This window comes from Streptomyces sp. NRRL B-3229 (assembly GCF_000719505.1).
GTDB lineage: Bacteria > Actinomycetota > Actinomycetes > Streptomycetales > Streptomycetaceae > Streptomyces > Streptomyces griseorubiginosus.
On the sequence record NZ_JOGP01000015.1, the window covers coordinates 1 to 25,857 of the forward strand.

The window sequence follows — 25,857 nt, forward strand, 5'->3', positions numbered from 1 at the left end:
GTGGCTCCGCCGCGGGCGGGACGGGGGGTGGAGCCGGCCGAGGGAAGGGGGGCGGCGGTGAGGTCGGCCGGGGGGAGGGGGGTGGGTCGGGTGTCGGTGGGAGGTGGGGCCGGGGTCGCCGAGGGAAGAGGCGCCGGGGGAAGGGGCGTCGGGGTGTAAGCGGAGTGGGGGGTGGCGAGGGGTTCGGCGGCGGATGCAGGGCGCGCGTCCATGACGGGGGGCGGGCCGAACGCGCCGGTGGGGGGTACGGCGGTGCCGGGGGCCGGAGGTGGGGCCTGGAGCGGAGAGGGCTGGCTGGAGGGCGAGGACTGGGCTGGGGGCGAGGCGGAATCCGAGGCGTTCGCCGCGCTGGACGGCCGCGTGTCCTGGACTTGCCGCAGGGCCTGCGTGGGGGCCGGTTCGGCGTCCGACGGCTGGGGCACGGAGAGCTTGCGCATCCGGAAGGTGGCGTCGGACTCCTGCCCGGGCTCGTCGAACTGCCGCGCGGGCCGGGCAGGTGCCGTGGAGGGCTCGCGGTCGTACGCAGCGGGTGCGGCGGCGGGCTCGGCCGCGGGGGCGTACGAAGCGGGCGTACCGGCATCCCCGGACACCCGGTCGTAGGGGTCAGGTGCGGCTGAGGGCTCGGGCTCGCGGTCGTACGCAGCGGGTGCGGCGGGGGGCTCGGCCGCGGGGGCGTACGAAGCGGGTGCGGCGGCATCCCCGGACACCCGGTCGTAGGGGTCAGGTGCGGCGGAAGGGGCGGGCTCGCGGTCGTACGCAGCGGGGGTGGCGGAAGGGGCGGGCTCGCGGTCGTACGCAGCGGGGGTGGCGAAAGGGGCGGGCTCGCGGTCGTACGAAGCGGGCGCACCCGCATTCCCGGCCGCACCGTCATGCCGGCCAGGTGCGGCGGAAGGCTCCGGTGTCAGGGCGGCGGAGGACGGTCCGGGTCCTGGTCGCGGTTCGGGCCGGGGTGTCGTCGGGAGGAGGATCGGGCCGGACGGTGCCTCGAAGGGCTTCGGCGTTTCGGGGGCCGGTTCCTCGGGCGGGGACATGCGGATCGGCTCCCCGGTGAAGCGGCTGGAGCCGTCCGTGGTGATCTCCAGGGGGACCACATAACCGATGCGGGCGTCGTGGACCGTGGCGTGGACGGGGTGGCCCGTGGAGAGGGCGAGGTGGTGGAGGTGGGTCAGGACGGCCTGGTGGAGTTCCTCGCCCGGCGGTGCGGTGACCGTCCTTCCGGCCACCGTCGCGCACTCCCCCGTCAGCGGGACGCGGACGTCGATCGGGGTCGTCCCCCACTGCTGGTCCCGCTTCTTGTCGCGGCTGAGTCGAGACATCTCATCCCTCACGGTCGTGCACGTACTGTCGAGTCTCTCCGCTCGCCCCCGGTTCTCACGTCACCGTGATGTCACAGGCCTGTTCCAGGAGCCGGTGGCGGGTGGGATGACAGGGTCGGGGCGTGGGCATGCGCACCGGAGAACGGCGAAAGGCGGAGAACGTGCAGCACCAGGGACCGGAGATCTGGATCCGCGGACCTGTGACCCCGGCCGGGAGGCGGTTCTCGTGGGTGGGTACCCATGGTGGCGCCGGTGTCTCCACCCTGGCCACCGTCTACGGCGGTCATGACAGCGGACGCGCCTGGCCGGGCCCCGGCGCCCCGACCTCCGTGCTGCTCGTCGCCCGGACCCACGCCGCCGGCCTGCTCGCCGCCCACCGCGCCCTGGAGGGCTTCCGGCACGGAGAGCATCCGCCGGGCCTCGACCTCGACGCCGTCGTGCTCGTCGCGGACGCCCCCGGACGCCTCCCTCGCCCCCTCGCCGGCCGGATCAAGGAGATGGAGTCGGCGGTCGACGTGTACCGGGTGCCCTGGGTGTCCGACTGGCGTCTCGGCGACCTGAGCGGCAAGCCGCCCCGCGGCACCGAGTCCCTGATCCGGCTCGTCCGGTCCGCCACCCCCTGACGACCCCGGCCCCACCTCGCCTCCCCACTCCGCGCAGCCGTGGCTCCTCGTGGCTCGCCCTGGACAAGTCGATGCACGCACATATAATGCACGTGCGATTACTTCGTACGCCGCCCCTCCGGGAGATCTTCATGACGCGCCGCTTCCTGTTCGTGCTCGGCAGCAGCCGCAGCGAGGGCAACACCGAGCTGCTGGCCCGCCGGGCCGCCGAGCAACTGCCCCCGGACGTCGAGCAGCAGTGGATCGACCTCGCCACGCATCCGCTGCCCGACTTCGAGGACCTCCGGCACGACACGGACCATGTGCGTCCGACGATCGGCCACACGGCACTGCTCTTCGACGCGACGCTCGCGGCGACGGACATCGTGATCGCCTCCCCGCTGTACTGGTACTCGGTCTCCGCGCACGTCAAGCGCTACCTCGACCACTGGTCGGGCTGGCTGCGCACTCCGGGGATCGACTTCAAGGCGACCATGGCCGGGCGCACGCTGTGGGGTGTCACCGCACTGGCCCACGAGGAGTTCGAGGTCGCCGACCCGTTGGTCGGCACCCTGAACAACTCGGCCGCGTACATGGGGATGCGCTTCGGAGGGGTGCTGCTCGGCAACGGCAGCAAGCCCGGTGACGTCCTGAAGGACACCGAGGCCCTCACCCGCGCGAAGACGTTCTTCGAGCAGGAGGCCCCGCTCGCGCGGTACTCCTACGAGCGGCTCACGCCGTGATGTCCTTCGCCGTGAACCTCGCCCACGCGGCCGAGCCGAACACCGCCGCGTACAGCGCCTGAAGGCTCAGGTTCTTCACCAGGTCGTCCCAGTAGACCGGTTCCCGCATGAGGTCGGCGAAGGACAGCCAGTAGTGGGAGAAGAAGTACGGCTGGAGGGCGTGGAGCTGCGGGATCTGGTCGAGGATCTGGACCGTGATCAGCAGACCGACGGTCGTGGCCATCGCCGCGATGCCGCTGTTCGTGAGCGTCGAGACGAACAGCCCCAGGGCCGCCACGCCGACCAGTGAGGCGGCCACCACCAGGGCGATCAGCAGGGCCCTTCCGAGTCCTTCCGCGAAGGTGATCCGGGTGCCGGAGATCGTGGTGAGGTCGCCCAGTGGGAACAGGAGGGCGCCCGTCGCGAGCGCCGAGACCGCGACCACGAGGGTGGCGACCAGGCAGAACGTCATCACCGTCGCGTACTTGGTCAGCAGCAGGCGGGTGCGGCCCGCCGGGGCGACCAGGAGGTAGCGGAGGGTGCCGGCGTTGGCCTCGCCCGCGATCGCGTCGCCGGCGATGACGCCGATGGCCATGGGGAGGAAGAAGGGGAGGGTCGCGGCGAGGGCGGTGAAGACCAGGAACAGGCCGTTGTTGGTGATCTGGGAGATGAAGGCGGGGCCGTTGCCACTGGGGCCGGACGCGGAGTCGCCCCCTGTCTCGATCTTTACCGCGATGCCTACGAGGATCGGGACCGCGGCGAGTACCGCCAGGAGGGCGAGGGTGCGCCAGCGGCGGAACGTGGTGCGGAGTTCGTTGCGGAAGAGGGTGCCGTAGAAGGTTGTACGGCGACTGACGGTCGGTGGGGGCTGGTCGCGCAGTTCCCCGCGCCCCTTAAGGGAGATTTCTTCAGCCTGCGACATCGAAGCCCTCTCCCGTCAGAGCCACGAAGGCGTCCTCCAGGGAGGCCCGCTCCACTGCGAAGCCCCGCACCCGAACTCCCGCCGTCACCAACGCCGCGTTGAGGTCGGCCAGTTCGCCCTCCGGAGGGTCTGAGGTCACCCGGTCCTCCTCGACGACCACATCCGCGACACCCAGTTCCTTCAGCACCCGCGCCGCCTCCGTCGGGTCCGGAGTCGTCACCACCAGCCTCCCCCTCGCCCCCGCCGCCAGCTCCTCCACCGGGCCCTGGGTGATCAGGCGGCCCTGGGCCATCACGGCCACGTGGGTGCAGACCTGTTCGATCTCGTCGAGGAGGTGGGAGGAGAGGAAGACCGTCGTGCCGTCGGAGGCCAGTTCCCTGACGAGGGTGCGGATTTCGCGCATGCCCTGGGGGTCGAGGCCGTTGGTGGGTTCGTCGAGGACCAGAAGTCTGCGGGGCTGGAGGAGGGCCACCGCCAGGCCCAGCCGCTGTTTCATGCCCAGCGAGTACGCCTTCGCCTTCTTGCCCGCGGCGGCGGCGAGGCCCACCCGGTCCAGTGCCGCCGCCACCCGGGTGGACCGGGTGCGCGGGTCGGCGGTGGGGTCGGCGGCGTCGTAGCGGACGAGGTTGTCGCGGCCGGAGAGGAAGCCGTAGAGGGCCGGGCCCTCGATGAGGGCGCCCACGTGCGGCAGCACGGTCCGGGAGGCATGCGGCATGGGACCGCCGAGGACGCGGGCCGAGCCGGAGGTCGGTTCGATGAGGCCCATCAGCATGCGGATGGTGGTGGTCTTGCCGGAGCCGTTGGGGCCGAGGAAGCCGAAGACGCTGCCCGCCGGGACGGTCAGGTCGAGACCGTCCACGGCGAGCTGTCCGCCGCGGTAGCGCTTGGTGAGGGCGCGGGTGACGATGACGTCGTCACCGGCGCCCTGCGGAGCGCTGTCGTCCGGTCCCTCCGGATCCGGCTCCGTGGCGGACCGTTCGCCCATCGGCTTCCTCGATTCGTCGTGCTCCTGGGGACTACTTCCCCGCGTCGGCCGCCTTCACCAGGGCGTCCTTGGTGACCGCGCCGACGTAGACCTTGCCGTCGTCGGTGATCAGGGCGTTGATCAGGCGGGTCTTGAAGACGGTGCCCTGGCCGAAGCCGCCGGAGACCTTGTCGCCGAGCGAGTCCAGGAAGCTGCCCGCGTCACCGCCGACCTCGGAGCCGGACGGGACGCCCTTGCCGCCGGTGTCGAAGGTGGCGATGGAGTCCCAGCCGTCCCCGATGACGTTCAGGCCCTCGGGGCCGTTCTTGCCGAGCTCGGCGGAACCCTTGTCCAGATGCTTGCGCTGCTCCTTGCCGAAGTCCTCCGCGTGCCCGGGCGCCTTCGACGCGTCGCCCTCCTCGACCTTCGCGCCCTTGGGCGGGGTGAAGTCGAAGGTGGAGGCGGCCGGCTTGGCGAAGCTGACCTGGGTGAAGCCCGCGTCCACGACGGCCGCTCCGCCGCTCGCCGGGGTGAGGGTGAACTTGAGGGGCAGGCCGGTCTTCGAGTCGACCGCGACAGTGATCTGACCGACCGTCGTGTCCTCGTCCTTGGGCTTGACGACCAGGCGGTAGGCGTCCCGGCCCGCGACCTGGGCGGTGCCCTCGACGGTGATCGAGGTGGTCTTGTCGGCGGCCTTGAGGGCGTCCTCGGCAAGGTCCTTGGGGGTGGCCGGAAGCTCGTCCTTCTGCTTCCTGTCCCGCTCGGAGGCGGTGGTGTGGAAGACCGAGTTGGACTTGCTGTCGTAGCCCCAGACGTCCTTGCCGTTGTGAATGAGGCTGTACTCGGCCGCGTCCTCGAGCAGCGAGACCTTCTGCCTGTTCTCGCCGTCGGCCGCGACGCGCAGGGTGTGGGTGCCGGAGGCGAGCTCGGTCAGCTTGCCCGCCGGGTCGGCGGACGAACCGTCGCCCGAGCCCGAGGGGCCGGCGGCGGGGCCCAGCGAGTCGGCCAGGCCGCCGAGGTCCGGCAGGCCGAGGTCGGTGGTGATCTTCACGGTGCCGGACAGCTGCTGGACGTCCGACGCGGCGATCTTCTCGACGAGTTCCTGTGCGCTGATCTTCGGCAGGTCGGGGTCGCCGGAGTCGGCGAGCGCCGGGACGAGCCCGATGGTCGCCGCCGCGACTCCCACCACCGTGGCCGGGACGACGTAGCGCGCGGCCTTGCGCCGGCGCGCCGCGCGCAGTTCGTCGGCGTCCGCGGCGGTAGCGCTGTCGTCGGATGCGTTCGGTGCCATGTGTGCCTTACCTCCGTCGTCGGCGGCGGCTGTCAACTCCCGTACGTCCACCCGTAGCCGCCATTCTCACCCGAATCGGTGAGGAGTGGTGTTTTCCGTGGTGTCCATCTGACCAAATCGGCCATGAACATGCGTCAGACCACGGAGCCAACTCCGTGTACACCTGGGGTATGACACGACGCGCGAACGCCCCCTACGGAACCCGTAGGGGGCGTTCGTTCCAGGCACGGCTAGCCGGCGCGGTGGACCACCGCGTCGCACAGCTCCATCAGGGCCGCCTTCGCGTCGCACTCCCGCAGCGGGGCCAGGGCCGCGCGCGCGTCCTGGGCGTACTGCACGGTGTCCCGGCGGGCCTGTTCGAGGGCGGGGTGGGCGCGCAGCGCGGCCAGCGCCTCGGCGTGCCGGGCGTCGTCGGTGAGATCGGAGTCCAGGAGCTCGCACAGGGCGATGTCCTCGGCGAGCCCGAGGCGGGCGGCCCGCTCGCGCAGCCGCAGCACCGGCATGGTGGGGATGCCCTCGCGCAGGTCGGTGCCCGGGGTCTTGCCGGACTCGTGGGAGTCGGAGGCGATGTCCAGGACGTCGTCGGCGAGCTGGAAGGCGACGCCGAGGCGCTCGCCGTACTGGGTCAGGACGTCGACGACCCTCTCGTCGGCACCGGACATCATCGCGCCGAAGCGGCACGAGACCGCGACCAGCGAGCCGGTCTTGCCGCCGAGCACGTCGAGGTAGTGCTCGACCGGGTCTCGGCCGTCCATGGGCCCCGCGGTCTCCAGGATCTGGCCGGTGACCAGGCGTTCGAACGCCTCGGCCTGCACCCGGACCGCCTCAGGACCGAGGTCGGCCAGGATGTGCGAGGCCCGGGCGAACAGGAAGTCGCCGGTCAGCACGGCCACCGAGTTGCCCCAGCGGGTGTTGGCGCTGTCGACGCCGCGGCGCACCGCGGCCTCGTCCATCACGTCGTCGTGGTACAGCGTGGCGAGGTGCGTCAGCTCCACCACCACGGCGGACGGCACCACGCCGGGTGCGTACGGGTCGCCGAACTGGGCGGCGAGCATCACGAGGAGCGGACGGAACCGCTTTCCGCCCGCGCGCACCAGGTGCTGGGCGGCCTCCGTGATGAAGGGGACCTCGCTCTTGGTGGCTTCGAGCAGTCCCTCCTCGACAGCCGTCATTCCGGCCTGGACATCGGCTTCCAGAGCCTGGTCCCGCACGCTCAGCCCGAACGGCCCGACGACGGTCACGAGGGGTCTCCTGTCTGCTGGTGTCTTCTGGCGGTCAAACGGAATGTCGATAAGGCGCTGCCATCACTCAAGTCAGCGTATCCGGTCACCTTTGGATCACCGATAGCGCCCGCCCCGTCCATGCCAGGCGGTATCGGATCACGACCGGTATGTTTTTGATCACCTGAAATGATCGGATATCCATCGACTTGTAGGGAAGTAACCGACTGTGTCCCAGCTGCGCCGCACCGTGTGCCCGGTGCGTTGACACACGAGACGGTCCACGAGGACGTCCGTGTCCCGATGCCGGACGGGACGCTGCTGTACGCGCGCGTGTGGCGGCCGCTCACTCCCGAACCGGTACCCGCGATCCTGGAATACCCGCCGGACCGCCTCACCCACCGGACCGCGGCCCGCGACGGCCGGCGCCACCCTTGGTACGCGGCCCACGGCTACGCCTCCGTGGGGGTGGACGCGCGCGGGCACGGCGACAGCGAGGGCGTGCCGGGCGAGCCGTACGGGGCGGCCGAGCTCGCCGACGGGGTCGCGGTGATCGACTGGCTGGCCGCGCAGCCCTGGTGCGACGGGCGGGTCGGCATGATCGGCAGCTCCGGGGGCGGCTACGGCGCCCTGCGGATCGCGGCCCTCGCACCGGGGCCGCTCAAGGCGGTCGTCACGGTCTGCGGCACCGACGACCGCTACGACGGCGACGTGCACTACCTGGGCGGTTCCGTCCTCGCGGTGGACACGCACGCGTGGGCGGCGGCCACGCTCGCGCTCACGTGCCGGCCGCCGGACCCGCTCCACGTCGGCGACGCCTGGCGGGACATGTGGATCGGGCGCCTGGAGGCCGTGGAGCCGCCCCTGAACACCTGGCTCGCCCACCAGACCCGCGACGAGTACTGGCGCCGGGGCAGCGTCCGGGAGGACTACGGCGCGATCGACGCGGCCGTCCTGGCGGTGGGCGGATGGCACGACCCGTACCGCGACACCGTCCTCCGGCTGGTCGAGCACCTGCCCGCCGACCGGGTCCGCGGGATCATCGGCTCCTGGCCCCACCCGTACCCGGACCACGGTCCACCGGGCCCGGCGACCGGCGTTCTCCGGGAGACCCTGCGCTGGTGGGACCAGCACCTCAGGGGGATCGACACCGGCGTGATGGGCGAGCCCGTGCTGCGCGCCCACGTCAGCGACTCCCACCCCCCGGCGACGGCCCACGGCGCCCTGTCCTCGAACTGCCGGTACGGGGGCGTGAGGCGGACCTCGCGTTCTCGGATCCCGCGTTCCCGGATCCCGCGCCCTCGACTCCCGCACCCTCGGACCTCGCGTTCTCGGACATCGCGGTCTCGGACATCGCGGTCTCGGACATCGCGTCCGCGAACCTCGCGTCCTCGGACGGCGCGTCCTCGGACGGCGTGGTCGAAAAGCCGGAGCAGGCCGCGCAGCTCGGGGTGGACCGTGGCGTGGCCGCCGACGGGTGGAGTCCCGTGACCCTGGACGAGCCCCCTCCCGAGCGCCTGGTGGTGCGGGACGTGGCCAAGGGCGAGTGGCGTCTGGAGATCGATCCCCGGTACGGCGGCACGCGCGTGTACCCCGACGGGCTGGAGTGCACCGAGGACGTGCGGGAGACGTACACGATCGTCGAGCAGGACCCCCTGTCGGCGCGCACCCGCTCGGACTGGTCGATCCGGCTGCACCGGCCGGACCTCGCCTGGGACACCACCGTGCGCACCCGTTCGGAGATCAGCTGCGACGGCGGCGACTTCCACACCTCGAACGAGGTCATCTGCACCGAGGGCGGCGAGGTGGTCTTCCACCGGACATGGGAGAAGCGCATCCCACGAACGGCCGGTTGAAACCCAGTTGGGCCTCTTGCCCGTTTTGGGCGTCTTGCGCATGGGCGTGACTTGACTCACTCCGGCTGACGGACCGGCAGATATCCGGAACCTCTCAATCCGCCTTTCCCGGCGCACAAGTTGAGGCTTGCGACCGCAAAGGATCAAGTGCCCCAAATGCCACCGACCAAGGTCAATAGGCATTGCATGTGAATTCGCCACTTGTTCCGGACATGTGCTCTCGCATACGTTCCCGGCCTGTCGGGCGGACGCCGAATCCTGCCACCGCCCGTACACCCACCGAGAAACCACGGCAGGAGCGGGGGACCCAGGTAAGTCGCCGGACCGGGCGTCTTCGGACATACCGGTACGGCTCGGAGTGAAGTCATGCCTTTTGCGGGCATGGCCGGGCAGCTCCCCGCCCGAACCCGACAGCTCACCTCGCAGGCGACGGAGAGGAACTTCGCCATGCCCGCTGCCGCTCAGCACCGCGCTTCCCGCACCAACCGTCTCGTCCGCAAGCTCGCGATCGCCGGAACCGGGGTCGCCGTCCTCGCGCTCCCGCTCGTCGGCGCGACCACCGCGTCCGCGGCCACCCCGACCGTGCAGACCGCGACCACCCTCGGGTACGCCAACAACCTCGACGGCTGGATCCGCGCCTCGCTCGCCGTCATGGCCGAGCACGGGATCCCCGGCTCCTACGACGGCATCTACCGCAACGTCATCCGCGAGTCCTCCGGCAACCCCTACGCCATCAACCTCTGGGACTCCAACGCGGCCGCCGGCACCCCGTCCAAGGGCCTGCTCCAGGTGATCGACCCGACTTTCAACGCGTACCACGTGGCCAACACCTCGTGGGACCCGTACGACCCGGTGGCGAACATCACCGCGGCCTGCAACTACGCGGCGGCGCGGTACGGGTCCATCGACAACGTGTTCGGCGCGTACTAGGAACGGCGCCTGCTGGGAATTACGCCCGCTGGGAACTACGCCTGGCTGAACAGTCTTTCGAGGACGACGGCGATGCCGTCGTCCTCGTTCGACAGGGTCACCTCGTCGGCCACGGCCTTGAGCTCGGGGTGGGCGTTGGCCATGGCGACGCCGTGGGCCGCCCAGTCGAACATGGGGATGTCGTTCGGCATGTCCCCGAAGGCGATCGTCACCTCGGGTCCCAGGCCCAGGTGTTCGGCGGCCAGCGCGAGCCCGGTCGCCTTGGTGATGCCGCATGGCTGGAGTTCGACGGTACCGGGCCCCGACATGGTGACGGTGGCCAGCGAACCGACCACCGAGCGGGCCGTGACCGCCAACTCGTCGTCGGACAGGTACGGGTGGCGCAGCAGGACCTTGCTGATCGGCTCGCACCACAGGTCGTCGCGCCGGCCGACCCGCACGGCGGGCAGGGTCGGGTGGGGCATCAGATAGCCCGGCTCGATGAGCGTGAGCCCGTCGACGCCGTCCTGGTCCACCGCGGCGTACACCTGCCCCACCTCCGCCTCGATCTTCCCGAGCGCGGTCTCGGCCAGCTCCCGGTCGAGGGTGACCGACCAGAGCAGACGGTCCGCGCCGGCGTCGTACACCTGCGCGCCCTGACCGCACACCGCGAGCCCCGTGCTGCCGAGGTCGTCGAGGAGGGGCCGCACTCTGGGGGCCGGCCGTCCCGTCACGACGAGGTGCTGGGCCCCGCCCTCCGCGACCCTGGCGAGCACGGCCAACGACCGGTCGGAGAGGGTGTCGTCGGCGCGGAGCAGCGTGCCGTCCAGGTCGGTGGCGATGAGTGAATATGCGGGGGAGGCGGCCATGATCAGAGAATACGGATGGTTGGCCCCTCCGACTCGACGCGAACCGGACGGCTGCTGCTTTCACATCTGTTGACGGCAGTTCCGGTTCCGGGAACACGGCGAGGCGGGACGCGCGCCCCCGTCCACCGTTCCGCCGCCGACCGCGGATGCACGTCAATGTCCCGTACGCCTCCCCCCCGTTGCCGGCCCGTCTCTGCCGCTACGGCGCCTGCGGGGCGGGGGGAAGTTCATATCGGGGCGGCGTCCCGCGAGGCGCTGCCCGCGGGCGGGGCGGGGGCGGTGACCGGGAGCGAGTCGCCAAGGCCTCCGACCGCGAGGGCGTACGTCGCCCTGCGATGCCCGCGGGCGACTTGGCGAAGCCGCCGACTGCGATGGCGTCCGACGCCTCCTGAAAGATGGCGCTCGCGCCCGTCTGTCTGCCCGGTGGTGGCCGTGAGGGTGTCAGGCGGCCGCTCGGTTTCCGTGCCGCCGCGCTACGCCGAGTCGCGCACCACCAGTTCCGTCGGGAGGATGACGCCCGCCGGGTCCTCGCCGGCGATCTGGGCCAGGAGCATGCGGACCATCTCGGTGCTGATGCGGTCGAAGGGCTGGCGCATGGTGGTGAGGGCGGGGGCGATGGCGGTGGCCGCCGGTGAGTCGTCGAAGCCGCCGACAGCGATGTCGTCGGGGACCGAACGACCCGACTGCTGAAGGACGTTGACCACACCCAGGGCCATGAGGTCGGAGGCGACGAACACGGCGTCCATGTCGGGGGCCTGGGACAGCAGGCGCCGGGCCGCGCGCTCACCGCCGCTGCGCCGGAAGTCGCCCTCCACCACGAGCGCCGGGTCGTAGGGCAGGCCCGCCTCGGCGAGCACGTCCCGGTAGCCGGCGAGCCGGTCCGGGCCGCCCGGCATGTCCAGCGGCCCGGTGACCATGCCGACGCGCCGACGGCCCCCCGCGAGGAGATGCCGGACCATCTCCTGGGCGCCCTCCCGGTCGGCGGCGGCCACGTAACTCACCTTGGTCCCCCGCCCGATCGGCTTGCCGCACACCACCAGCGGAATCCCGGCGTCGTGGAGTTCGGCCGCGACCGGGTCACCGCTGTGGTTGGACAGCAGCAGCACCCCGTCGACGTGGCCGGAGGTGATGTACCGGGTCAGGCGCCGCCGGTCGTCGTCGCTCTCGGCGAGCATGAGCAGCAGCGGGATGTCGTGCTGGGCGAGTCGCTCGGTGCACCCCCGCAGCAGGACGTTGAAGTTGGGGTCCTCGAAGAACTTCTCCTGCGGTTCCGTGAGCAGGAACGCCACCGAGTCGGAGCGGCCCGTACTGAGGCTGCGGGCATGCCGGTTGACCACGTACCCGGTCTTCCTGATGGCGGACTCCACGGCCCGCCCGGCGGCGGGCGAGACGTAGTGGCCGCCGTTCAGGAAGCGGGAGACGGTGCCCCGCGACACGCCCGCCTCCCGGGCGACGTCGTGGATGGTGGGGGGCCTGCGGCGCCCGTTCGCACTCGTGGTCATGGTCCTCGTCAGGTGGGGTCCGTCAGCGGGAGAAGGGGTGTTCAGGCCTTGACCGAGCCGCTCAGCAGGTCCAGGGACCAGAACCGCTGGATCACCAGGAAGAGCCCGATCAGCGGCAGGACCGCGAGCAGACAGCCGGTGATGACCAGGGTGTAGAGGGCCGGCTGCGAGGCGCCCTGGGCGAGCAGCGTGTAGAGGCCGAGGGTGATCGGGAACTTCTCGTCGTCGGCGAGCATCACGTACGGCAGCAGGAAGTTGTTCCAGATGCCGACGAACTGGAAGAGGAACACCGTGATCAGGCCCGGCATCATCATCGGTACGGCGATCCGCGAGAAGATCCGCCACTCGCTCGCGCCGTCCATGCGGGCCGCCTCCATCAGCTCGGCGGGCACCGACGCGGCCGCGTAGATGCGAACCAGGTAGACGCCGTAGGGCGAGAGGATCGACGGCAGCAGCATCGCCAGGTACGAGTCGGCCATGCCCAGCTTCGACAGCAGCAGGTACTGCGGTACGGCGAGCACGATGGACGGCACCAGGACGCCGGCCAGGATCATCTTGAAAACGGCCTCGCGGCCCCGGAAGACGAACCGGCCCAGCGCGTAGCCGCCGGCGGCGGAGACCGCGGCCGAGAGCAGGGCGCCGAGACCGGCGTAGAAGGCCGAGTTGGCCATCCACCGCCAGAAGATGCCGTCCCGGTAGGCGGTCAGGTCGCTCAGGTTCTGGAGGAAGCCGGTGCCGGGGGCGAAGGTGAAGGTGGAGAAGAGCTCCGACCGGTCCTTGGTGGCCGCGACGACCACCCAAGCGATGGGGATCAGGCAGTACAGCGCGCCGAGGATCAGCACGATCGTGGGCACCCAGGCGGTGCGGCGGCCGCCCTTGGGCCTGGCGGTGAGGGTGAGGGGGGTCATGCCCGGTCCTCCCGGGTGTAGCGGTCGGAGATGCGCAGCAGGGTGAAGGAGAGGACGAACGTGGCCAGGGCCAGGACGACCGCGGTGGCGGAGGCGCCGTAGATGTCGGACTGGAGGAAGGCCTTGTCGTAGATGGCCATCAGGGGGCTCCACGAGCTGGGCAGGCCGTTGGTGAGCGGCTTGAGGGCCATCGGCTCGGTGAAGACCTGGAGGGTGGCGATCACCGAGAAGAAGAAGGTGAGCACCAGGGAGGGCAGCACGATCGGGATCTTGATCCGCAGGGCGATCTTCAGGTCGGACGCGCCGTCGATCCGGGCCGCCTCGTAGATGTCCGGCGGGATGGCCCGGAGCGCGGTGTAGATGACGATCATGTTGAAGCCGGTGCCGCCCCAGACCGCGATGTTGGCGAAGGAGAGGTAGAGGTTGCCGCCGTCGAACAGGTCGGGCTGCGGGAGGCCGAGCTTGTCGAGCAGGTAGTAGAACGGGCTGACGTCCGGCAGGTAGAGGAAGCCCCACATCAGGGCGGCGATGATGCCGGGCACCGCGTACGGCAGGAAGATCGCCAGCCGGGCGAAGGGCGCGCTGCGGGCCTTCGGGGTGTCGAGCATGAGCGCGAACAGCAGCGCGAGGCCCAGCATGGTCGGGATGACGATGAGGCCGTAGCCGAAGGCCCGCAGGACGCTGTGCCCGAACTCGGAGTCCTTCAGGACGTCGGTGTAGTTGCCGATGCCGTTCCAGACCTGCTGCCGGGCGCCCCTGCCGAGGCCGATGCCCTTGACCTGGACCCTGTGCAGGCTCAGCCAGATCGCGTACCCGATGGGCACCGCGGTGAAGGCGGCGAAGAGGGTGAGGGTGGGCACCAGGAACCAGTACGGTGCGCTGCGGCCACGGCGGCGGGGGCGGCTGGGGCGGACGGACTGGGCGGCGGTGCCGGTGCCGTCCGCCAAGGGGCCGGCCTCGACGAGGTCGGCGCCCTTGAGCGGCGCGCTGGTCATGCCTCGGTCACCTCGAAGCCCTGCTTCTTCATGTCGGCGAAGGTCTTCGCCTGCACGGTGGCGAGGGCGGAGTCGAACTGCGCCTCCTTCTTCGCCTTGGTGGCCTTGCCGAAGGCGTCCTGGAAGGTGGTGTAGGCCGTGTTGACGTTGGGGCCCCACGCCGCGGCGGCCGTGGTCGCGGCGATCTGACCGGCCGTGGTGTAGAAGTCCGCCTGGTTCGAGAAGAACTCGGGCGTGGTCAGGACGTCCCCGGACTGGCCCTTGGTGGCGGCCGGGTAGATCGCGACCTCCTTGACCAGGGCGGCCAGCGCCTCCGGGTCGGTGTTCAGCCAGGTGGCGAACTTCGCGGCGGCCTCGGCGTGCCGGGAGTCGGTGGAGACACCGGTGGAGGAACCGCCCCAGCTGCCGGTGACGTTCTCGCCGGACTTCCACTGCGGCAGCGGGGCCATCCGCCACTTGCCCTTGGTGTCGGGCGCGGAGGAGACCAGCACCCCGGGAGCCCAGACGGCGGAGACCCAGGCGAGGTGGGTGCCCTTGTTGAGGGCGTTGTTCCAGGCCGGGGTGTACATCGGCTGGTTGTCGATGACGCCCTCCTGGACCAGGCCGCCCCAGAACCCGGCGACCTGCTTCGTGGCCGCGTCGTCGATGCCGACCGTCCACTTGCCGCCGGAGCCGACGGTCCACCACTTGCCGCCGGCCTGCTGGGCGAGGCCCGCGAAGAGACCGGGGTCGTTGGAGGAGAAGGTGGTCAGGTACGCGTCCGGGACGGCCTTCCTGGCGGCGCGCGCGGTCTCGGCGAACTCCGTCCACGTCTTCGGCACGGTCAGGCCGTGCTTCTTGAAGAGGTCCTCGCGGTAGTAGAACATCAGCGGCCCGGCGTCCTGCGGTATCGCGTAGAGCGCGTCCGTGCCGAGCGTGACCATGCCCCAAAGGCCCTCGGCGAACTGGGACTTGGTGTCACCGGCGTACTTGGTGATGTCGGCCAGCACGTCGTTGGAGACCAGGGTGGGCAGCGACTGGTACTCGACCTGGATGAGGTCGGGGGCGTTGCCGGCCTTCTTCGCGGTGATCAGCTTGGAGACGATCTCGCCGCCGCTGGCCTGCTTGGACACGGTGACCGTGATGTCGGGGTTCTTCTTGTTCCAGATCGCGGCGACCTTCTCCATGTTCGGAGCCCACGACCAGTAGGTCAGCTTGACGGGTCCGCTGTCGCCGCCGGAGTCGTCGTCGGAACCGCCGCAGGCGGCGAGGGTGCCGGTGAGGCCGAGGGCTGCGGCCCCGGCAAGGATGCTGCGCCTGCTGATCTGGCGGCGGTTGATCGACATCTTCATCTCCCCTGACTTGGAACCAGCCGTTCCCGGACATCCCGCGTACGCGGCAACCGCCGTGGGGGGAGGTTCTGCGGACGTGTCCGAGAGGCTGTGCGCGAGGGCCGCGCGGCTCTGTGATCGTGCACAGTAGAGAATTGTTTCGGGCCCTTGTCAATGGCGAGTGTGTGGGGTTACCTACTTGTTGCTCGCCCACGACTGGGGCGAGGGGAGCTGTGCACGATCACAGAAAATGAGGGTTTTCTGTGATCGGCAGGCGGTTCGCCGGCTCCCCTCGCCCCGCTCCTCGTCACCCTTGTCGCCCCGCTCCTCGTCACCCTCCTCGTGCCGCCCTCGACGTCTCCCCGGCTCTCCCCCGGCCACCGAAGCCACCGCATCACCGGTGTCTCCGTGGCCGTCCGCGAAAGGACTCTTTGACATGCGCAGACGCAGTGTTCTCACCGCTGCCGGAGCCGCCGCGCTGGCCGTTCCCGTGCTGGGGGCCGCGCCGGCCACCGCGGCACCGGCGTCAGGCCGGCGGGGCTGCCTGGAGATCCGGGGTGTGGACATCTCCTCGCTGCCGAAGAACGAGGACCACGGGGCCGTGTACCGGACCGCGGAGGGCCGCCGCGAGGACCCGGTCCGCCTGATCGCGCGGGCCGGTGTCACCCACGCCCGCCTCAAGGTGTGGGTGAACCCGGCCGACGGCTACAACGACAAGGCGCACGTCCTGGCGCTGGCACGGCGGTTGAAGCGGGCCGGCGTCGGCATCTGGATCGACTTCCACTACTCCGACAGCTGGGCCGACCCCGCGCACCAGACCAAGCCGGCCGCGTGGGCGGGCCTGGACGTGCCGGGACTGGCCAGGGCGGTGTACGACCACACGGCCGATGTGCTGGGTGCGTTGCGCAGGCAGGGCACGCCCGCCCAACTCGTGCAGATCGGCAACGAGTTGAACGGCGGGCTCATCTGGCCGGAGGGCAACTGGGAGCACTTCGACGCCATGACCGCCTTCCTCAAGGCCGGTCTGAGGGCAGCCCGCGACACCACCCCGCGCGTCCGCACGATCCTGCACCTGGCGAACGGCGGCGACAACGGGCTGTACCGCTGGTGGTTCGACAACGTCGTGTCGTACGGCGTCGACTTCGACGTCATCGGGCTCTCGTACTACCCGTTCTGGCACGGCCCGCTCGCGGACGCGGCCGCCAACATGGCCGACATCACGGCGCGTTACGGCAAGCCGTGCGTGATCGCGGAGACGGCGTACCCGTTCACGCTGGAGAGCGAGGACGACGTCAACGACATCATGAACAGCCCCTCGCAGCTGACCGACGGTTTCCCCGCCACTCCCGACGGCCAGGCCGCGTGGCTGCGCACGGTGGCCGACCTCGCCGCGGGCGTCCCGAACGGTCAGGGCCTCGGCTACTGCTACTGGGAGGGCCTGTGGACCTACCGCGCGGGCAGCGGCTGGGACCCGGCGAACCCGGCCTCGGGCAACGCGTGGGAGAACCTGGCCCTGTTCGACTTCGAGGACCGCGAGCTGCCGGGGCTGGGGACGTTGGGGCGGTATCGGTCGTAGCGGGGCGGCCAGTGGTCGGGGGCTCGTCAGGTGCTCGCGCGTCCGGAGCCAGTGCGTGACAGGGTGACGGTGCAGGTCACAGTCGGGGCTTGGTCTCCCAGCGGGGCCCATGGCGGGGGTGTCGACTCCCGCCAGTTCCGTCACCGGGCGGTGCACCTGCGTCAGGCGGTGCACCTGCTTCAGACGGTGCACCTGCGTCAGATCGTGCAGCAGCGCCCGCGTCTCGTTCGTCGGTATGTCAGGCCGCCGGGCGATGTCGTCCAGGAGGGCGGCATCACCGTCGTGCGCCGCCTGCTCGGCCGTCACCGCCTGGAACACCCGCTCGTGCTCCTGGGTGTACTCCTGGCTCTCGCCCTCGCGGAACGTCCGCTCCGCGCCCACCGCCGCCGGGTCCTTGATCTGCTCCTCGGCCGGATCACCGGGGCGCGACTGCTGCTTGCCGCGGTGCTGCGCTGCTCCTCGTCGCCTTCCATCTTCTTGCGCACCATCGTGCTCTCCCGTCCTCGTCTCTGCCGTTCCTCCCGTTCGTGTCAGCCGTCCAGTTCCTCCTGGACCGGCGGTTTCGGCGCGTCCCGCAGATGCTGGGACTGGCGCCTGCCGCCCTTGCGTGCCTGCTCGGCGCGCTGGGCGGGACTCAGGCCGAGGCCGGATGCGGGGTCCACCCGTACCGACCGCGCCACCTCGTCCTTGTTCGTGTACTCGTCCGGCGGGATGGCGCGCAGCGCCGCGACGATCTCCTCGGAGCCGCCTCCCGTCCTGCGGGCGGCCTCCACCAGTTCGTCCTTGGTCGCCGGGAAGTCCACGTCCTTCAGTGCGTTCACGATCTCCCGGGCACTCGTGCCGTGCGGCGTGGCGTGCTCTCCGTTCCGGTGTGCGGGTGTGGCGGCCGCCGAGTACCCCGACACCGCCGGCCCTTTCGTCCCGCGGTCTCCCTTTTCGGTCCTGATGGCGGGCCGCCTTTTCGGTCCTGATGGCGGGCCGCGAGACGCCGGGGCTCTGTCTCACGTGCGTGGCGACCGCGGGGCGTACCGGGCCGGCACCCCCGTACGCCCCGGGCGTCCCCTGGCCGAAGTACCTCCACGCCTGCCGAAACTAGCCGTGGGCCTCCGCCAGGTGGCGGGCCAGCCGCGGAGAGGCGAACTCGGTGCCGCAGACGAAGCGCATCACCGGGCCGTAGGAGGCCGCCGCCGGGAGGCCGGTGAAGTACAGGCCCGGGACGGAGGAGACGTAGCCGGCGCCGAGCCTGGGGGTGCCGCGGCTGACCGCCAGCTCGGTGCGCAGTTCGTGGCCGAGGAAGTCCATCGCGGCGATGTCGACGCGGTAGCCGGTGGCGGCGATGACGTGGTCGGCCGAGAGGCGGTCCTTGCGGCCGGAGTGGTCGAGGACCTCCAGCACCGGGTGACCCTCGGTCCCGTCCGCGGTGACGATCCGGTCCACCTCGGTGACCTGGACCTTGCCCTCGAACCGGTCGCGCAGCCACCACGCGCCGAGCGGGCCGAGGACCCGGCGCACCAGGTAGTGGCGGGTGCTCTCGGGGAGCAGGCGGTAGGGGTGCGGGTAGTAGCTCAGGGCCCACAGCGACCAGGCGCGGCCGAACGGCGACTCGGGGCGCAGCCTGGGCTGCCGCCACGGGGGTGCGCCGAAGGCCACCCGGCCGTGTCCGCGGGCGACCACCCTGACCTGCGCGCCGGCCTCCGCGGCGAGGGCGGCGGTCTCCAGGGCGGACTGGCCGGCGCCGACGACGATCAGCTCCCTGCCCGCGTACCGGGTGAGGTCGTGGTGCTGGGAGCTGTGCGAGAGCGGTGCGGTGGGGGCCGGGCCGTCGGGGGCCGCGGCGGCCAGTTCCGGAGGCAGGTGGGACAGGCCCGACAGGCCGGTGGCGACGACGACGGCCCGTGCGGTGAAGGACTCCCCGGAGTCGAGCTTGAGCTGGAAGCCGCCCGGCTCACTGCGGTCCACGGAGACCACCCGCACCTGCTCCAGTTCGGGTACCAGCTGCTGCTGGAACCACTGGCCGTAGGCGATGAAGGTCTCCACGGGGATGATGTCCTCGTCCGTGACCAGCCGCCGGATCCCCGCCGCGTCGCAGTAGTGGGCGAGGGTGTGTCCGGGCTGGGGCGCGTCCAGGCTGGAGGCGGCCGGGGTGGACTTGAGGAGCATGCCCGCGGGCATGTGGTCGCGCCAGCTGACCATGGGCTCGCCGAAGACGCGCACGGGTAGGCCGCGCGCCCGCAGATGGGCCGCGGTGGACAGGCCGAAGGGCCCGGCGCCGATGACTGCTACCGGATGGATCACGAAGTCCCTCCCCAGGACGTTCACTTCGTCACTTCGTGGTGGTACTGCTGGTCAACTGGTGAGGCCGCCACGGCGGTTGGTGCGCCACAGCTGGTAGAGGTGCTTGGCGCCCGGCCGTACGAAGCGGCCGAGCATGGTGAGGAACGGCAGCGGGTCGTCACCCGCGAGCCAGGCCAGTTCGGTCCCGCTGGGCCGCTTCGGCGCGTGCGGGGTCGTATAGCCGCTGCGGCGGTAGGCGAGCAGGGCGGGCAGGTCGATGTTCTCCACGACATAGCGGTGCCCGGCCCGCTGTTCGCCCTCGGGGACGGCCCGCCCGGTCAGGTCCAGGTGCATGGCGCGGACGACGTCCACCCCCGACTCGCTCTCGAAGAGCCGGAACTGGGCGCCCATGCGGGGGTTGAAGTCGAGGAGCTTGTACTGGCCGTCGCGCCGGTCGAAGCGCAGATCGAGGTCGATGATGCCGGTGTAGCCGAGCTGCTTGACGAAACGCGCGGCGAGGTCCGCGAGTTCGGGGTTGTCGACGACGTAGGCGTTGGCCGTCATGCCCGCGTGCGGCGGCCAGGAACGCACCTTGACGCCGGTGAAGAGGGCCAGCGGGGTGGAGTTGGCGTCGAAGTAGGCGTGCACGATCCAGTCCTCGGCGTCCTCCCGGGGCAGGTACTCCTGGAGGATCACCCCGGGCCGCTCGCCCCAGTCACGGGCGAGGGCGAGCAGCCCTTCACGGGTGGCGATGCGGGTGGTGCCGGCCACCGCGGGCCGCCTGCGCCGTACGAACGCCTCGCGGTTCTTGGCCACCACGGGGAAGCGGGCCTTCTCGGCGAAGGCCACGATGTCGTCGTACGACTGCGGGAAGGCGGCCTCGGGACTGGCGATGCCGTGCTCCACGCACAGCTCGTGCAGGCCCTGTTTGCTGGCAAGGCGGCGCGGCAGGCCGGATTCCACACTCGGGAAGAGGAAGCGGCCGTAAAGGTCCCGGCGGTGCTCGGCGATCAGGACCGCGGCCTCCTCGTCGGTCGGCACGAGGACGGCGGGGCGGCCGATACGGCGGCCGATCCGGATCAGTCCCTCGACCAGCCGCCCCGGGTCCTCGGTGCCGGTCGTCGGCCAGACGAAGGCGCGGGTGAGGTAGCGGGAGGCGGCCGCGGGTGTCCAGCGGTCCTCGGTGATCGCGTACATGGGCACGCCGAGACGGCCCAGACTGCGGATGGCGCCCACCCCGCCGTGGTGCAGCGGGTAGTCGCCGAACTTGACGATCAAGGCCGGTACCTCGGTGTCGGCCTCGAAGGGCACACTGCTCGAACTCCTGGCCACGGTCCCCCCACGCGTCCCCCCGACGGACGCGACCCCACCCATCCCGTCCGTGTCTCGCAAAGGACGCTAAGCCGGAACGGTCCCCTCCGACCGTCCCTTAACGGGACATTGCCAACTCTTTGGCCACATCGCCAACCCTTCAGACACTCCCGCCAACAGTGGCTCGGCCGTAACGTGTGGCCCGACCACCGGCACCGCCTGTTCGAGAGTGAGGCAGCACCCCATGCCCCCCTTCGATGTTCCCGAGGGTGACCCCTTCGGCCCCCACAACCTCCCCTACGGCGTCTTCTCCACCCCGTCCTCGCCACGGACCGTCGGCGTACGGCTCGGCGACCACGTCCTGGACGCGGGCGCGGCTGCCGCCGCACTCGGCTCCCCGTACGCCGACCTGCTGGCCCGGCCCACCCTGGGCCCGCTGCTCGCGGCCGGCCGCACCGCCTGGTCGGACGTACGGCGGGCGCTGACGGCGTGGGTGACGGTGCCGGCCCACCAGGAGGTGATCGCGGACTTCCTGCGCCCGCTGTCCTCGGTCGAACTGCACCTGCCGTTCGAGGTCGCGGACTACGTCGACTTCTACGCCTCCGAGAACCACGCCCGGAACGTCGGGCAGATCTTCCGCCCCGACGGGGAGGCCCTGACCCCCAACTGGAAGCACCTGCCGATCGGTTACCACGGCCGCTCGGGCACGGTGGTGGTGTCCGGCACGGATGTCGTACGGCCCTCGGGCCAGCGGAAGGCTCCCGCCGACGCCGCTCCCGTCTTCGGACCGTCGGTGCGGCTCGACATCGAGGCGGAGGTCGGCTTCGTGGTCGGCGTCCCGTCCGCACTGGGCCGGCCGGTCGGGCTCGGCGACTTCCGCGAGCACGTCTTCGGGCTGTGCCTGCTCAACGACTGGTCGGCGCGGGACGTCCAGGCCTGGGAGTACGTCCCCCTCGGCCCGTTCCTCGGCAAGTCCTTCGCCACCTCGGTGTCCGCGTGGATCACCCCACTGGACGCTCTGGAGGAGGCGCGGGTGGCCCCGCCGGAGCGCACGCACGAGCTCCTGCCCTATCTGGACGACACGGTCCCCGAGGTCGAGCCGGGCGGCTACGACCTGCGGATGTCCGTCGCGATCAACGGGCACGAGGTGTCCCGGCCGCCGTTCTCCACCATGTACTGGACCGCCGCCCAGCAGCTGGCGCACATGACGGTGAACGGGGCCTCGCTGCGCACCGGCGACCTGTACGGCTCCGGGACGGTGAGCGGGCCCGCGGCGGACGAGCGGGGTTCCCTGCTGGAGCTGACCTGGAACGGCCGGGACGTGCTGGAACTCCCGGACGGCAAGCGGACGTTCCTGGAGGACGGGGACGTGGTGACGCTGTCGGCGTGGGCGCCGGGTCCGGGCGGGGCCCGGGTGGGTCTGGGGGACGTGGTGGGGCGGGTGGTGCCGGGCGGGGAGTGAGGTGAGGGGGCGCCGGAGCGGGAGGGCGCTGAGGTTCCTGGGCTCCGGGATGCCGGGGTGCCGGGGGTGTCGGAAAGGTGCGTCCGGGGCGGTCGGGACTGTCCGAGTCCTGCCGCGGGAGGCCTCCTCACGGCATACTGGCGGCGGGGGGGGGTCCGCGTGGGACGCGTCGCGACCGCCCCCGCAGCACCTCGTCACCCAGCCCCACCCTCCCCTGTCTCCGATCAGGATCCGGAGCCCGTGGCATGACACTCTGCCTGCTCCTGCTGAGCACCGTCGCCCTGGCGGCCGCCGTGCCGGTGCCGCGCGCGCTCACCCGGGCCGCCTGGCCCGAACGGGAACCGGTGGTAGGCCTGTGGGTGTGGCAGTGCCTGGTCGCCACCGTGCTGCTGTGCTGCCTGGCCGCGCTGGTCCTCGGGGCGGCGGCCGTCTTCCACACGGTCCGCGACCATGTGTTCGCCCCGGCACCGCCCGCCGTGACCGCGGCGTACGACCTCTCGGCGGCGCCGGTCTGGACGGTCGTGTCGACCCTGCTGCTGACGGCGGGGGCGGCCTGGACGACGGCGATGCTGGCCCGCGAGCTGGTCGAGACCCGGCGCCGCCGGGGCGCGGCGCGGGCGCAACTGCGGGAGCGGGCACCGGATCTGCCGCCGGGGCTCGGGACGCTGGAGCGGGGGCCGCTGCTGGTCCTGGAGGACGAGTACCCGGACGCGTGGTGGATGCCGGGGAGCCCGCCGCAGCTGATCGTCACCACGGGGGCGCTGCACCGGCTCACCGACCATCAGCTGGACGCCGTCCTCACGCATGAGCGGGGGCACGCGCGGGCCCGCCACGACTGGCTGCTGCATCTGTCGACGGCACTGGCCACGGGGTTCCCGCGGGTGCCGCTGTTCGCCCACTTCTGCGACCAGACGCACCGGTTGGTGGAGCTGGCGGCGGACGACACCGCGTCGCGGCGGTGCGGGCATCTGACGACGGCGCTCGCGCTGATCACGCTGAACCAGCACCGGGGGGTGCTGTCGTGTGCGTCCAGTCATCGGTTGCTGGGTGAGCGGGTGGACCGGTTGCTGGAGCCGCCGCCGAGGTTGTTGCGGCGGCAGCGTGCGCTTACGTCTGCGACGGCTGCGCTGGTGCCGTTGTTGCCGTTGCTGATTGTGTTCGGGCCTGGGTTGTCTGCGCTGGCGTAAGGGTTGTCTCGTCGGCCGCCGGCCGGTGGGGGCTTGTCGCGCAGTTCCCCGCGCCCCTAGGGAGGTCCAGCCCCGGCCCGCCTTCCTGTTCAGGTGGCACATCTCACCCCACAGCGAAGGAAACCGCAGGTCAGTCGCTGATCCGTTGCACCGTCAGGTGGCGCAACAATGCGGCAACACTCCTTTTCCTACCTGCTCGGTATGGTTCCAGCCATGCCCTCCACCGACCGTATCCGGGACCACGCCGGCCAAGGTGCGACCACCGTCGCCGCCCGGGCCCGGCGCCGGCTGCGTGCGGACCAGGCGCGGCAGCTGGCCGATCTGCTGCGCCACCAGATCCTCACCGGGGGATTCGACAGCGGCACCCTCCCCCACGAGAGCGTCCTCGCCACCGACTACCGCGCCTCCCGCAACACGGTCCGCCAAGCCCTGGACCTGCTCCGCGCGGAAGGACTCGTCGCCCGCCACCCCGGCGTCGGCACCGTCGTCGTCGGCCAGAAGTACCCGCACGGCCTGGACCGTCTGATGGGCCTCGCGGAAACCCTCCACGAGCACGGCACGGTCACCAACGAGGTCCGCACCATGGGCCCCGCCCCCGCCCCCCACCCGGTGGCCCAGCGCCTGAAGGTCGCGCCCGGCACCGACGTCCTCTGCATCGAGCGGCTGCGCCGGCTGAACGGCCTGCCCCTGTCCCTCGACCTCACCTACATCCCCCTCGACATCGGCACCGCCCTGCTCGGCGCCGACCTCGAGAACACCGACGTCTTCCGCCTCCTGGAGACGATCACCGGCCAGGGCCTCGGCCACGCCGAGATCACCCTGGAGGCCGTCAACGCGGACGCCCACTCCGCCGCCGTGCTGGAGGCCCCGCGCGGCGCGGCCGTCCTGATGCTGGAGCGCCTCACCCACCTCGCCGACGGCCGCCCCGTCGACCTGGAGTTCATCCGCTTCCGCGGCGACCGCATCACCATGAGCGGCCAACTGCGCCGCTCCCTCTGACCTCTTTCCGAGCCGTTTCCTGGAGACAGCCATGCCCTTGGCGCCCCAGCGGGCCGACGTGCCCGTGACCATCGACGAGTCGAAGTGCATCGACGGCTGCACGCTCTGCGTGGACATGTGCCCGCTGGACTCCCTCGCCATCGACACCAGCAGCGGCAAGGCCTACATGCACGTGGACGAGTGCTGGTACTGCGGCCCGTGCGCGGCCCGCTGTCCCACCGGAGCCGTCACGGTCAACATGCCCTATCTGCTCCGGTGAGAGGTCCCGAACTCCCATGAAGACCAAGCCAGTCGTCGCCGGCCTCCTGCTGCTCGCGCCGCTGACCGCCTGCGGCAGCGCCCAGGCCGGAGACAGCTCCACGGTCACCGTCACCGTCGGCTACCAGTCCAGGACCATCAACACCGTCACCGCAGGCACCCTGCTGCGCTCCCTCGGCTACTTCGAGAAGGAGCTCGACGCGCTGCACGACGGCAAGACCTACAAGGTCGACTGGCAGGACTACGCCACCGGTGCACCCATCACCGCCCAGATGACCGCGGGCAAGATCGACATCGGCTCGATGGGCGACTTCCCGCTGCTCATCAACGCCGCCCGCGGCAAGCAGCTCGGCAAGCCGACCCACCTGGTCTCCGTCACCGGCTACAACCTCCGCGGCGGCCTCAACACCATCGTCACCGCCCCGGACTCGAAGCTCGCCTCCCTCGCCGACCTCAAGGGCAGGAAGGTCTCCACCAGCGTCGGCTCCGCCGCCGACGGCACCCTCGTACGCGCCCTCCAGCGGGCCGGCATCGACCCCGACAAGGGCATCGAGAAGCTCAACCAGCAGCCCGCGGTGGGTGCTTCGGCCCTGTCGGCCGGCAGTACGGACGCGCTCTCCCAGTTCGTCGCCTGGCCCGGACTCCTCACCTTCCAGGGCAAGGCGAAGGCGCTGTACGACGGTGCCGAGCTGAACCTGCCCACCTTCCACGGCGTCACCGCCCGCGAGGACTTCGCCGAGCAGCGCCCCGCGGTCCTGGAGGCGTTCCTCAAGGCCCAGGCCGAGGCCACCGACTACCTCACCGAGCACCCGGTCGCCGCCGCCGAGTCGGTCGCCAAGGCCACCGGCCTGCCCCCCGAGGTCGTCTACCTCTACAACGGCGCCCACGGCATCTCCACCTTCGACCCGGCCGTCAAACCCCAGCTGGTCGCTGCGCTGAAGCAGGACGTCTCGGTCCTGAAGGCGGCCAAGCTCACCGGCGACATCGACGTGGACGCCTTCGTCGACGACCAGTACGTCAGGAAGGCCCTCGGCGCCGACTACGCCCGGCGCCTCGCGGCGACGCCGCCTGCCCCCGCTGCGGCGAACGAGGTGTGGCCGAAGGGTTCCGAGAAGACGGTCGGCTTCAAGTCCACCGCCGAGCTACTGGGTTACGTGGCCGCGCACCAGAACGGCATCCGGGCCGCCTACGTCCCCGACGCCACCACCGGCACCCTCTGGTTCGCCGACAAGGCGGTCTGGGTGGCCGACGGCGACCGGCTGCTGCCCTTCGTCGCCCCGGAAACCGCGCGGGCCTACGTCGGCGCACACGCCGGAGCCCGGACCGTGACCTACGCCCGGGCGCTGGAGCAGGCGTCGTGAGCGGGCGTCCGTCGGTCAGCCGGCGTCGGGCCGGGGGCAGGCC

General features: G+C 71.3%; 21 protein-coding genes, 2 pseudogenes and 1 riboswitch. Of the genes and pseudogenes, 10 read left to right on the forward strand and 13 right to left on the reverse strand.

What is annotated here, in order from left to right:
• A pseudogene (locus IF54_RS43945) lies at positions 1 to 1,316 on the reverse strand (hypothetical protein); the annotation flags it as partial.
• 128 nt (positions 1,317 to 1,444) lie between these two features.
• Between IF54_RS43945 and IF54_RS0123875 the strand changes: the two are divergent.
• Together IF54_RS0123875 and IF54_RS0123880 are read left to right on the forward strand one after the other, a co-directional pair.
• Positions 1,445 to 1,939 carry a DUF6668 family protein gene (locus tag IF54_RS0123875; RefSeq protein WP_030322005.1) on the forward strand — a complete coding sequence of 165 codons (495 nt, stop codon included), beginning with the start codon at positions 1,445 to 1,447 and terminating at the stop codon, positions 1,937 to 1,939.
• 131 nt (positions 1,940 to 2,070) lie between these two features.
• Positions 2,071 to 2,661 (forward strand): flavodoxin family protein, encoded by a 591-nt coding sequence (locus IF54_RS0123880; protein ID WP_030322007.1) that lies wholly within the window; start codon positions 2,071 to 2,073, stop codon positions 2,659 to 2,661.
• On the opposite strand, the gene IF54_RS0123885 is transcribed toward IF54_RS0123880, so the two are convergent.
• The 4 genes from IF54_RS0123885 to IF54_RS0123900 form a co-directional block, all read right to left on the reverse strand.
• A complete protein-coding gene (locus tag IF54_RS0123885) occupies positions 2,651 to 3,562 on the reverse strand; it encodes an ABC transporter permease (protein WP_030322009.1) in 912 nt (303 codons plus the stop codon). The genes IF54_RS0123880 and IF54_RS0123885 overlap by 11 nt on opposite strands.
• Positions 3,549 to 4,547: an ABC transporter ATP-binding protein gene (locus tag IF54_RS0123890; RefSeq protein ID WP_030322011.1), complete on the reverse strand. Its 999-nt coding sequence runs from the start codon at positions 4,545 to 4,547 to the stop codon at positions 3,549 to 3,551. The genes IF54_RS0123885 and IF54_RS0123890 overlap by 14 nt, the downstream gene beginning before the upstream one ends.
• A gap of 31 nt (positions 4,548 to 4,578) precedes the next feature.
• Positions 4,579 to 5,817, reverse strand: a complete 1,239-nt coding sequence (locus tag IF54_RS0123895; protein WP_030322012.1) for a LolA family protein — start codon at positions 5,815 to 5,817, stop codon at positions 4,579 to 4,581.
• Positions 5,818 to 6,047: 230 nt separating this feature from the next.
• The gene (locus IF54_RS0123900; protein ID WP_030322013.1) at positions 6,048 to 7,058 is read right to left on the reverse strand and encodes a polyprenyl synthetase family protein; all 1,011 of its coding nucleotides are present in this window, start codon (positions 7,056 to 7,058) and stop codon (positions 6,048 to 6,050) included.
• Between the two features lie 282 nt (positions 7,059 to 7,340).
• On the opposite strand from IF54_RS0123900, the pseudogene IF54_RS44195 reads away from it, so the two are divergent.
• Both IF54_RS44195 and IF54_RS0123915 read left to right on the forward strand, forming a co-directional pair.
• A pseudogene (locus IF54_RS44195) lies at positions 7,341 to 8,749 on the forward strand (CocE/NonD family hydrolase); the annotation flags it as partial.
• A 411-nt stretch (positions 8,750 to 9,160) separates the two neighbouring features.
• Positions 9,161 to 9,335: riboswitch (cyclic di-AMP (ydaO/yuaA leader) on the forward strand.
• A gap of 5 nt (positions 9,336 to 9,340) precedes the next feature.
• Positions 9,341 to 9,823 carry a transglycosylase SLT domain-containing protein gene (locus tag IF54_RS0123915; RefSeq protein WP_020135906.1) on the forward strand — a complete coding sequence of 161 codons (483 nt, stop codon included), beginning with the start codon at positions 9,341 to 9,343 and terminating at the stop codon, positions 9,821 to 9,823.
• 35 nt (positions 9,824 to 9,858) lie between these two features.
• On the opposite strand, the gene IF54_RS0123920 is transcribed toward IF54_RS0123915, so the two are convergent.
• The 5 genes from IF54_RS0123920 to IF54_RS0123940 all read right to left on the reverse strand — a co-directional run bounded on the left by IF54_RS0123920 (position 9,859) and on the right by IF54_RS0123940 (position 15,407).
• Positions 9,859 to 10,671, reverse strand: a complete 813-nt coding sequence (locus tag IF54_RS0123920) for an HAD family hydrolase (protein ID WP_020135907.1) — start codon at positions 10,669 to 10,671, stop codon at positions 9,859 to 9,861.
• A 473-nt stretch (positions 10,672 to 11,144) separates the two neighbouring features.
• Positions 11,145 to 12,173: a LacI family DNA-binding transcriptional regulator gene (locus IF54_RS0123925; RefSeq protein WP_030322018.1), complete on the reverse strand. Its 1,029-nt coding sequence runs from the start codon at positions 12,171 to 12,173 to the stop codon at positions 11,145 to 11,147.
• 41 nt (positions 12,174 to 12,214) lie between these two features.
• Positions 12,215 to 13,081, reverse strand: coding sequence for a carbohydrate ABC transporter permease (locus IF54_RS0123930; RefSeq protein WP_030322020.1), 867 nt, complete (start codon positions 13,079 to 13,081; stop codon positions 12,215 to 12,217).
• Positions 13,078 to 14,076, reverse strand: coding sequence for a carbohydrate ABC transporter permease (locus IF54_RS0123935; RefSeq protein WP_030322021.1), 999 nt, complete (start codon positions 14,074 to 14,076; stop codon positions 13,078 to 13,080). Before IF54_RS0123935 ends, IF54_RS0123930 begins: the two co-directional genes overlap by 4 nt.
• A complete protein-coding gene (locus IF54_RS0123940; protein ID WP_030322022.1) occupies positions 14,073 to 15,407 on the reverse strand; it encodes an ABC transporter substrate-binding protein in 1,335 nt (444 codons plus the stop codon). Before IF54_RS0123940 ends, IF54_RS0123935 begins: the two co-directional genes overlap by 4 nt.
• A 415-nt stretch (positions 15,408 to 15,822) precedes the next feature.
• On the opposite strand from IF54_RS0123940, the gene IF54_RS0123945 reads away from it, so the two are divergent.
• On the forward strand, positions 15,823 to 16,962 hold the full coding sequence (locus tag IF54_RS0123945) for a glycoside hydrolase family 53 protein (RefSeq protein WP_037820465.1): 1,140 nt from the start codon (positions 15,823 to 15,825) through the stop codon (positions 16,960 to 16,962).
• A gap of 530 nt (positions 16,963 to 17,492) precedes the next feature.
• Here the strand turns inward: IF54_RS0123945 and IF54_RS0123950 are convergent.
• The 3 genes from IF54_RS0123950 to IF54_RS0123960 all read right to left on the reverse strand — a co-directional run bounded on the left by IF54_RS0123950 (position 17,493) and on the right by IF54_RS0123960 (position 20,547).
• Positions 17,493 to 17,783: a DUF2795 domain-containing protein gene (locus IF54_RS0123950; RefSeq protein ID WP_234439047.1), complete on the reverse strand. Its 291-nt coding sequence runs from the start codon at positions 17,781 to 17,783 to the stop codon at positions 17,493 to 17,495.
• Between the two features lie 271 nt (positions 17,784 to 18,054).
• Positions 18,055 to 19,257, reverse strand: a complete 1,203-nt coding sequence (locus IF54_RS0123955) for an FAD-dependent oxidoreductase (protein ID WP_030322028.1) — start codon at positions 19,255 to 19,257, stop codon at positions 18,055 to 18,057.
• 51 nt (positions 19,258 to 19,308) lie between these two features.
• Positions 19,309 to 20,547, reverse strand: a complete 1,239-nt coding sequence (locus IF54_RS0123960; RefSeq protein ID WP_037820467.1) for a D-aspartate ligase — start codon at positions 20,545 to 20,547, stop codon at positions 19,309 to 19,311.
• Positions 20,548 to 20,791: 244 nt separating this feature from the next.
• Here IF54_RS0123960 and fahA point away from each other — a divergent pair, with 244 nt between their 5' ends.
• The 5 genes from fahA (at position 20,792) to IF54_RS0123985 (ending at position 25,814) form a co-directional block, all read left to right on the forward strand.
• Positions 20,792 to 22,009: a fumarylacetoacetase gene (gene fahA, locus IF54_RS0123965; protein WP_030322032.1), complete on the forward strand. Its 1,218-nt coding sequence runs from the start codon at positions 20,792 to 20,794 to the stop codon at positions 22,007 to 22,009.
• Between the two features lie 245 nt (positions 22,010 to 22,254).
• Positions 22,255 to 23,196 carry a M56 family metallopeptidase gene (locus IF54_RS0123970; RefSeq protein ID WP_030322034.1) on the forward strand — a complete coding sequence of 314 codons (942 nt, stop codon included), beginning with the start codon at positions 22,255 to 22,257 and terminating at the stop codon, positions 23,194 to 23,196.
• Positions 23,197 to 23,409: 213 nt separating this feature from the next.
• Complete coding sequence (locus tag IF54_RS0123975) at positions 23,410 to 24,195, forward strand: GntR family transcriptional regulator (RefSeq protein WP_030322036.1); 786 nt, start codon at positions 23,410 to 23,412, stop codon at positions 24,193 to 24,195.
• 31 nt (positions 24,196 to 24,226) lie between these two features.
• On the forward strand, positions 24,227 to 24,454 hold the full coding sequence (locus tag IF54_RS0123980) for a 4Fe-4S dicluster domain-containing protein (protein WP_018568287.1): 228 nt from the start codon (positions 24,227 to 24,229) through the stop codon (positions 24,452 to 24,454).
• A 16-nt stretch (positions 24,455 to 24,470) separates the two neighbouring features.
• Entirely contained in the window at positions 24,471 to 25,814 is a 1,344-nt protein-coding gene (locus tag IF54_RS0123985; protein WP_030322038.1) for an ABC transporter substrate-binding protein, read from the forward strand.
• The last annotated feature ends 43 nt before the right edge of the window (positions 25,815 to 25,857 follow it).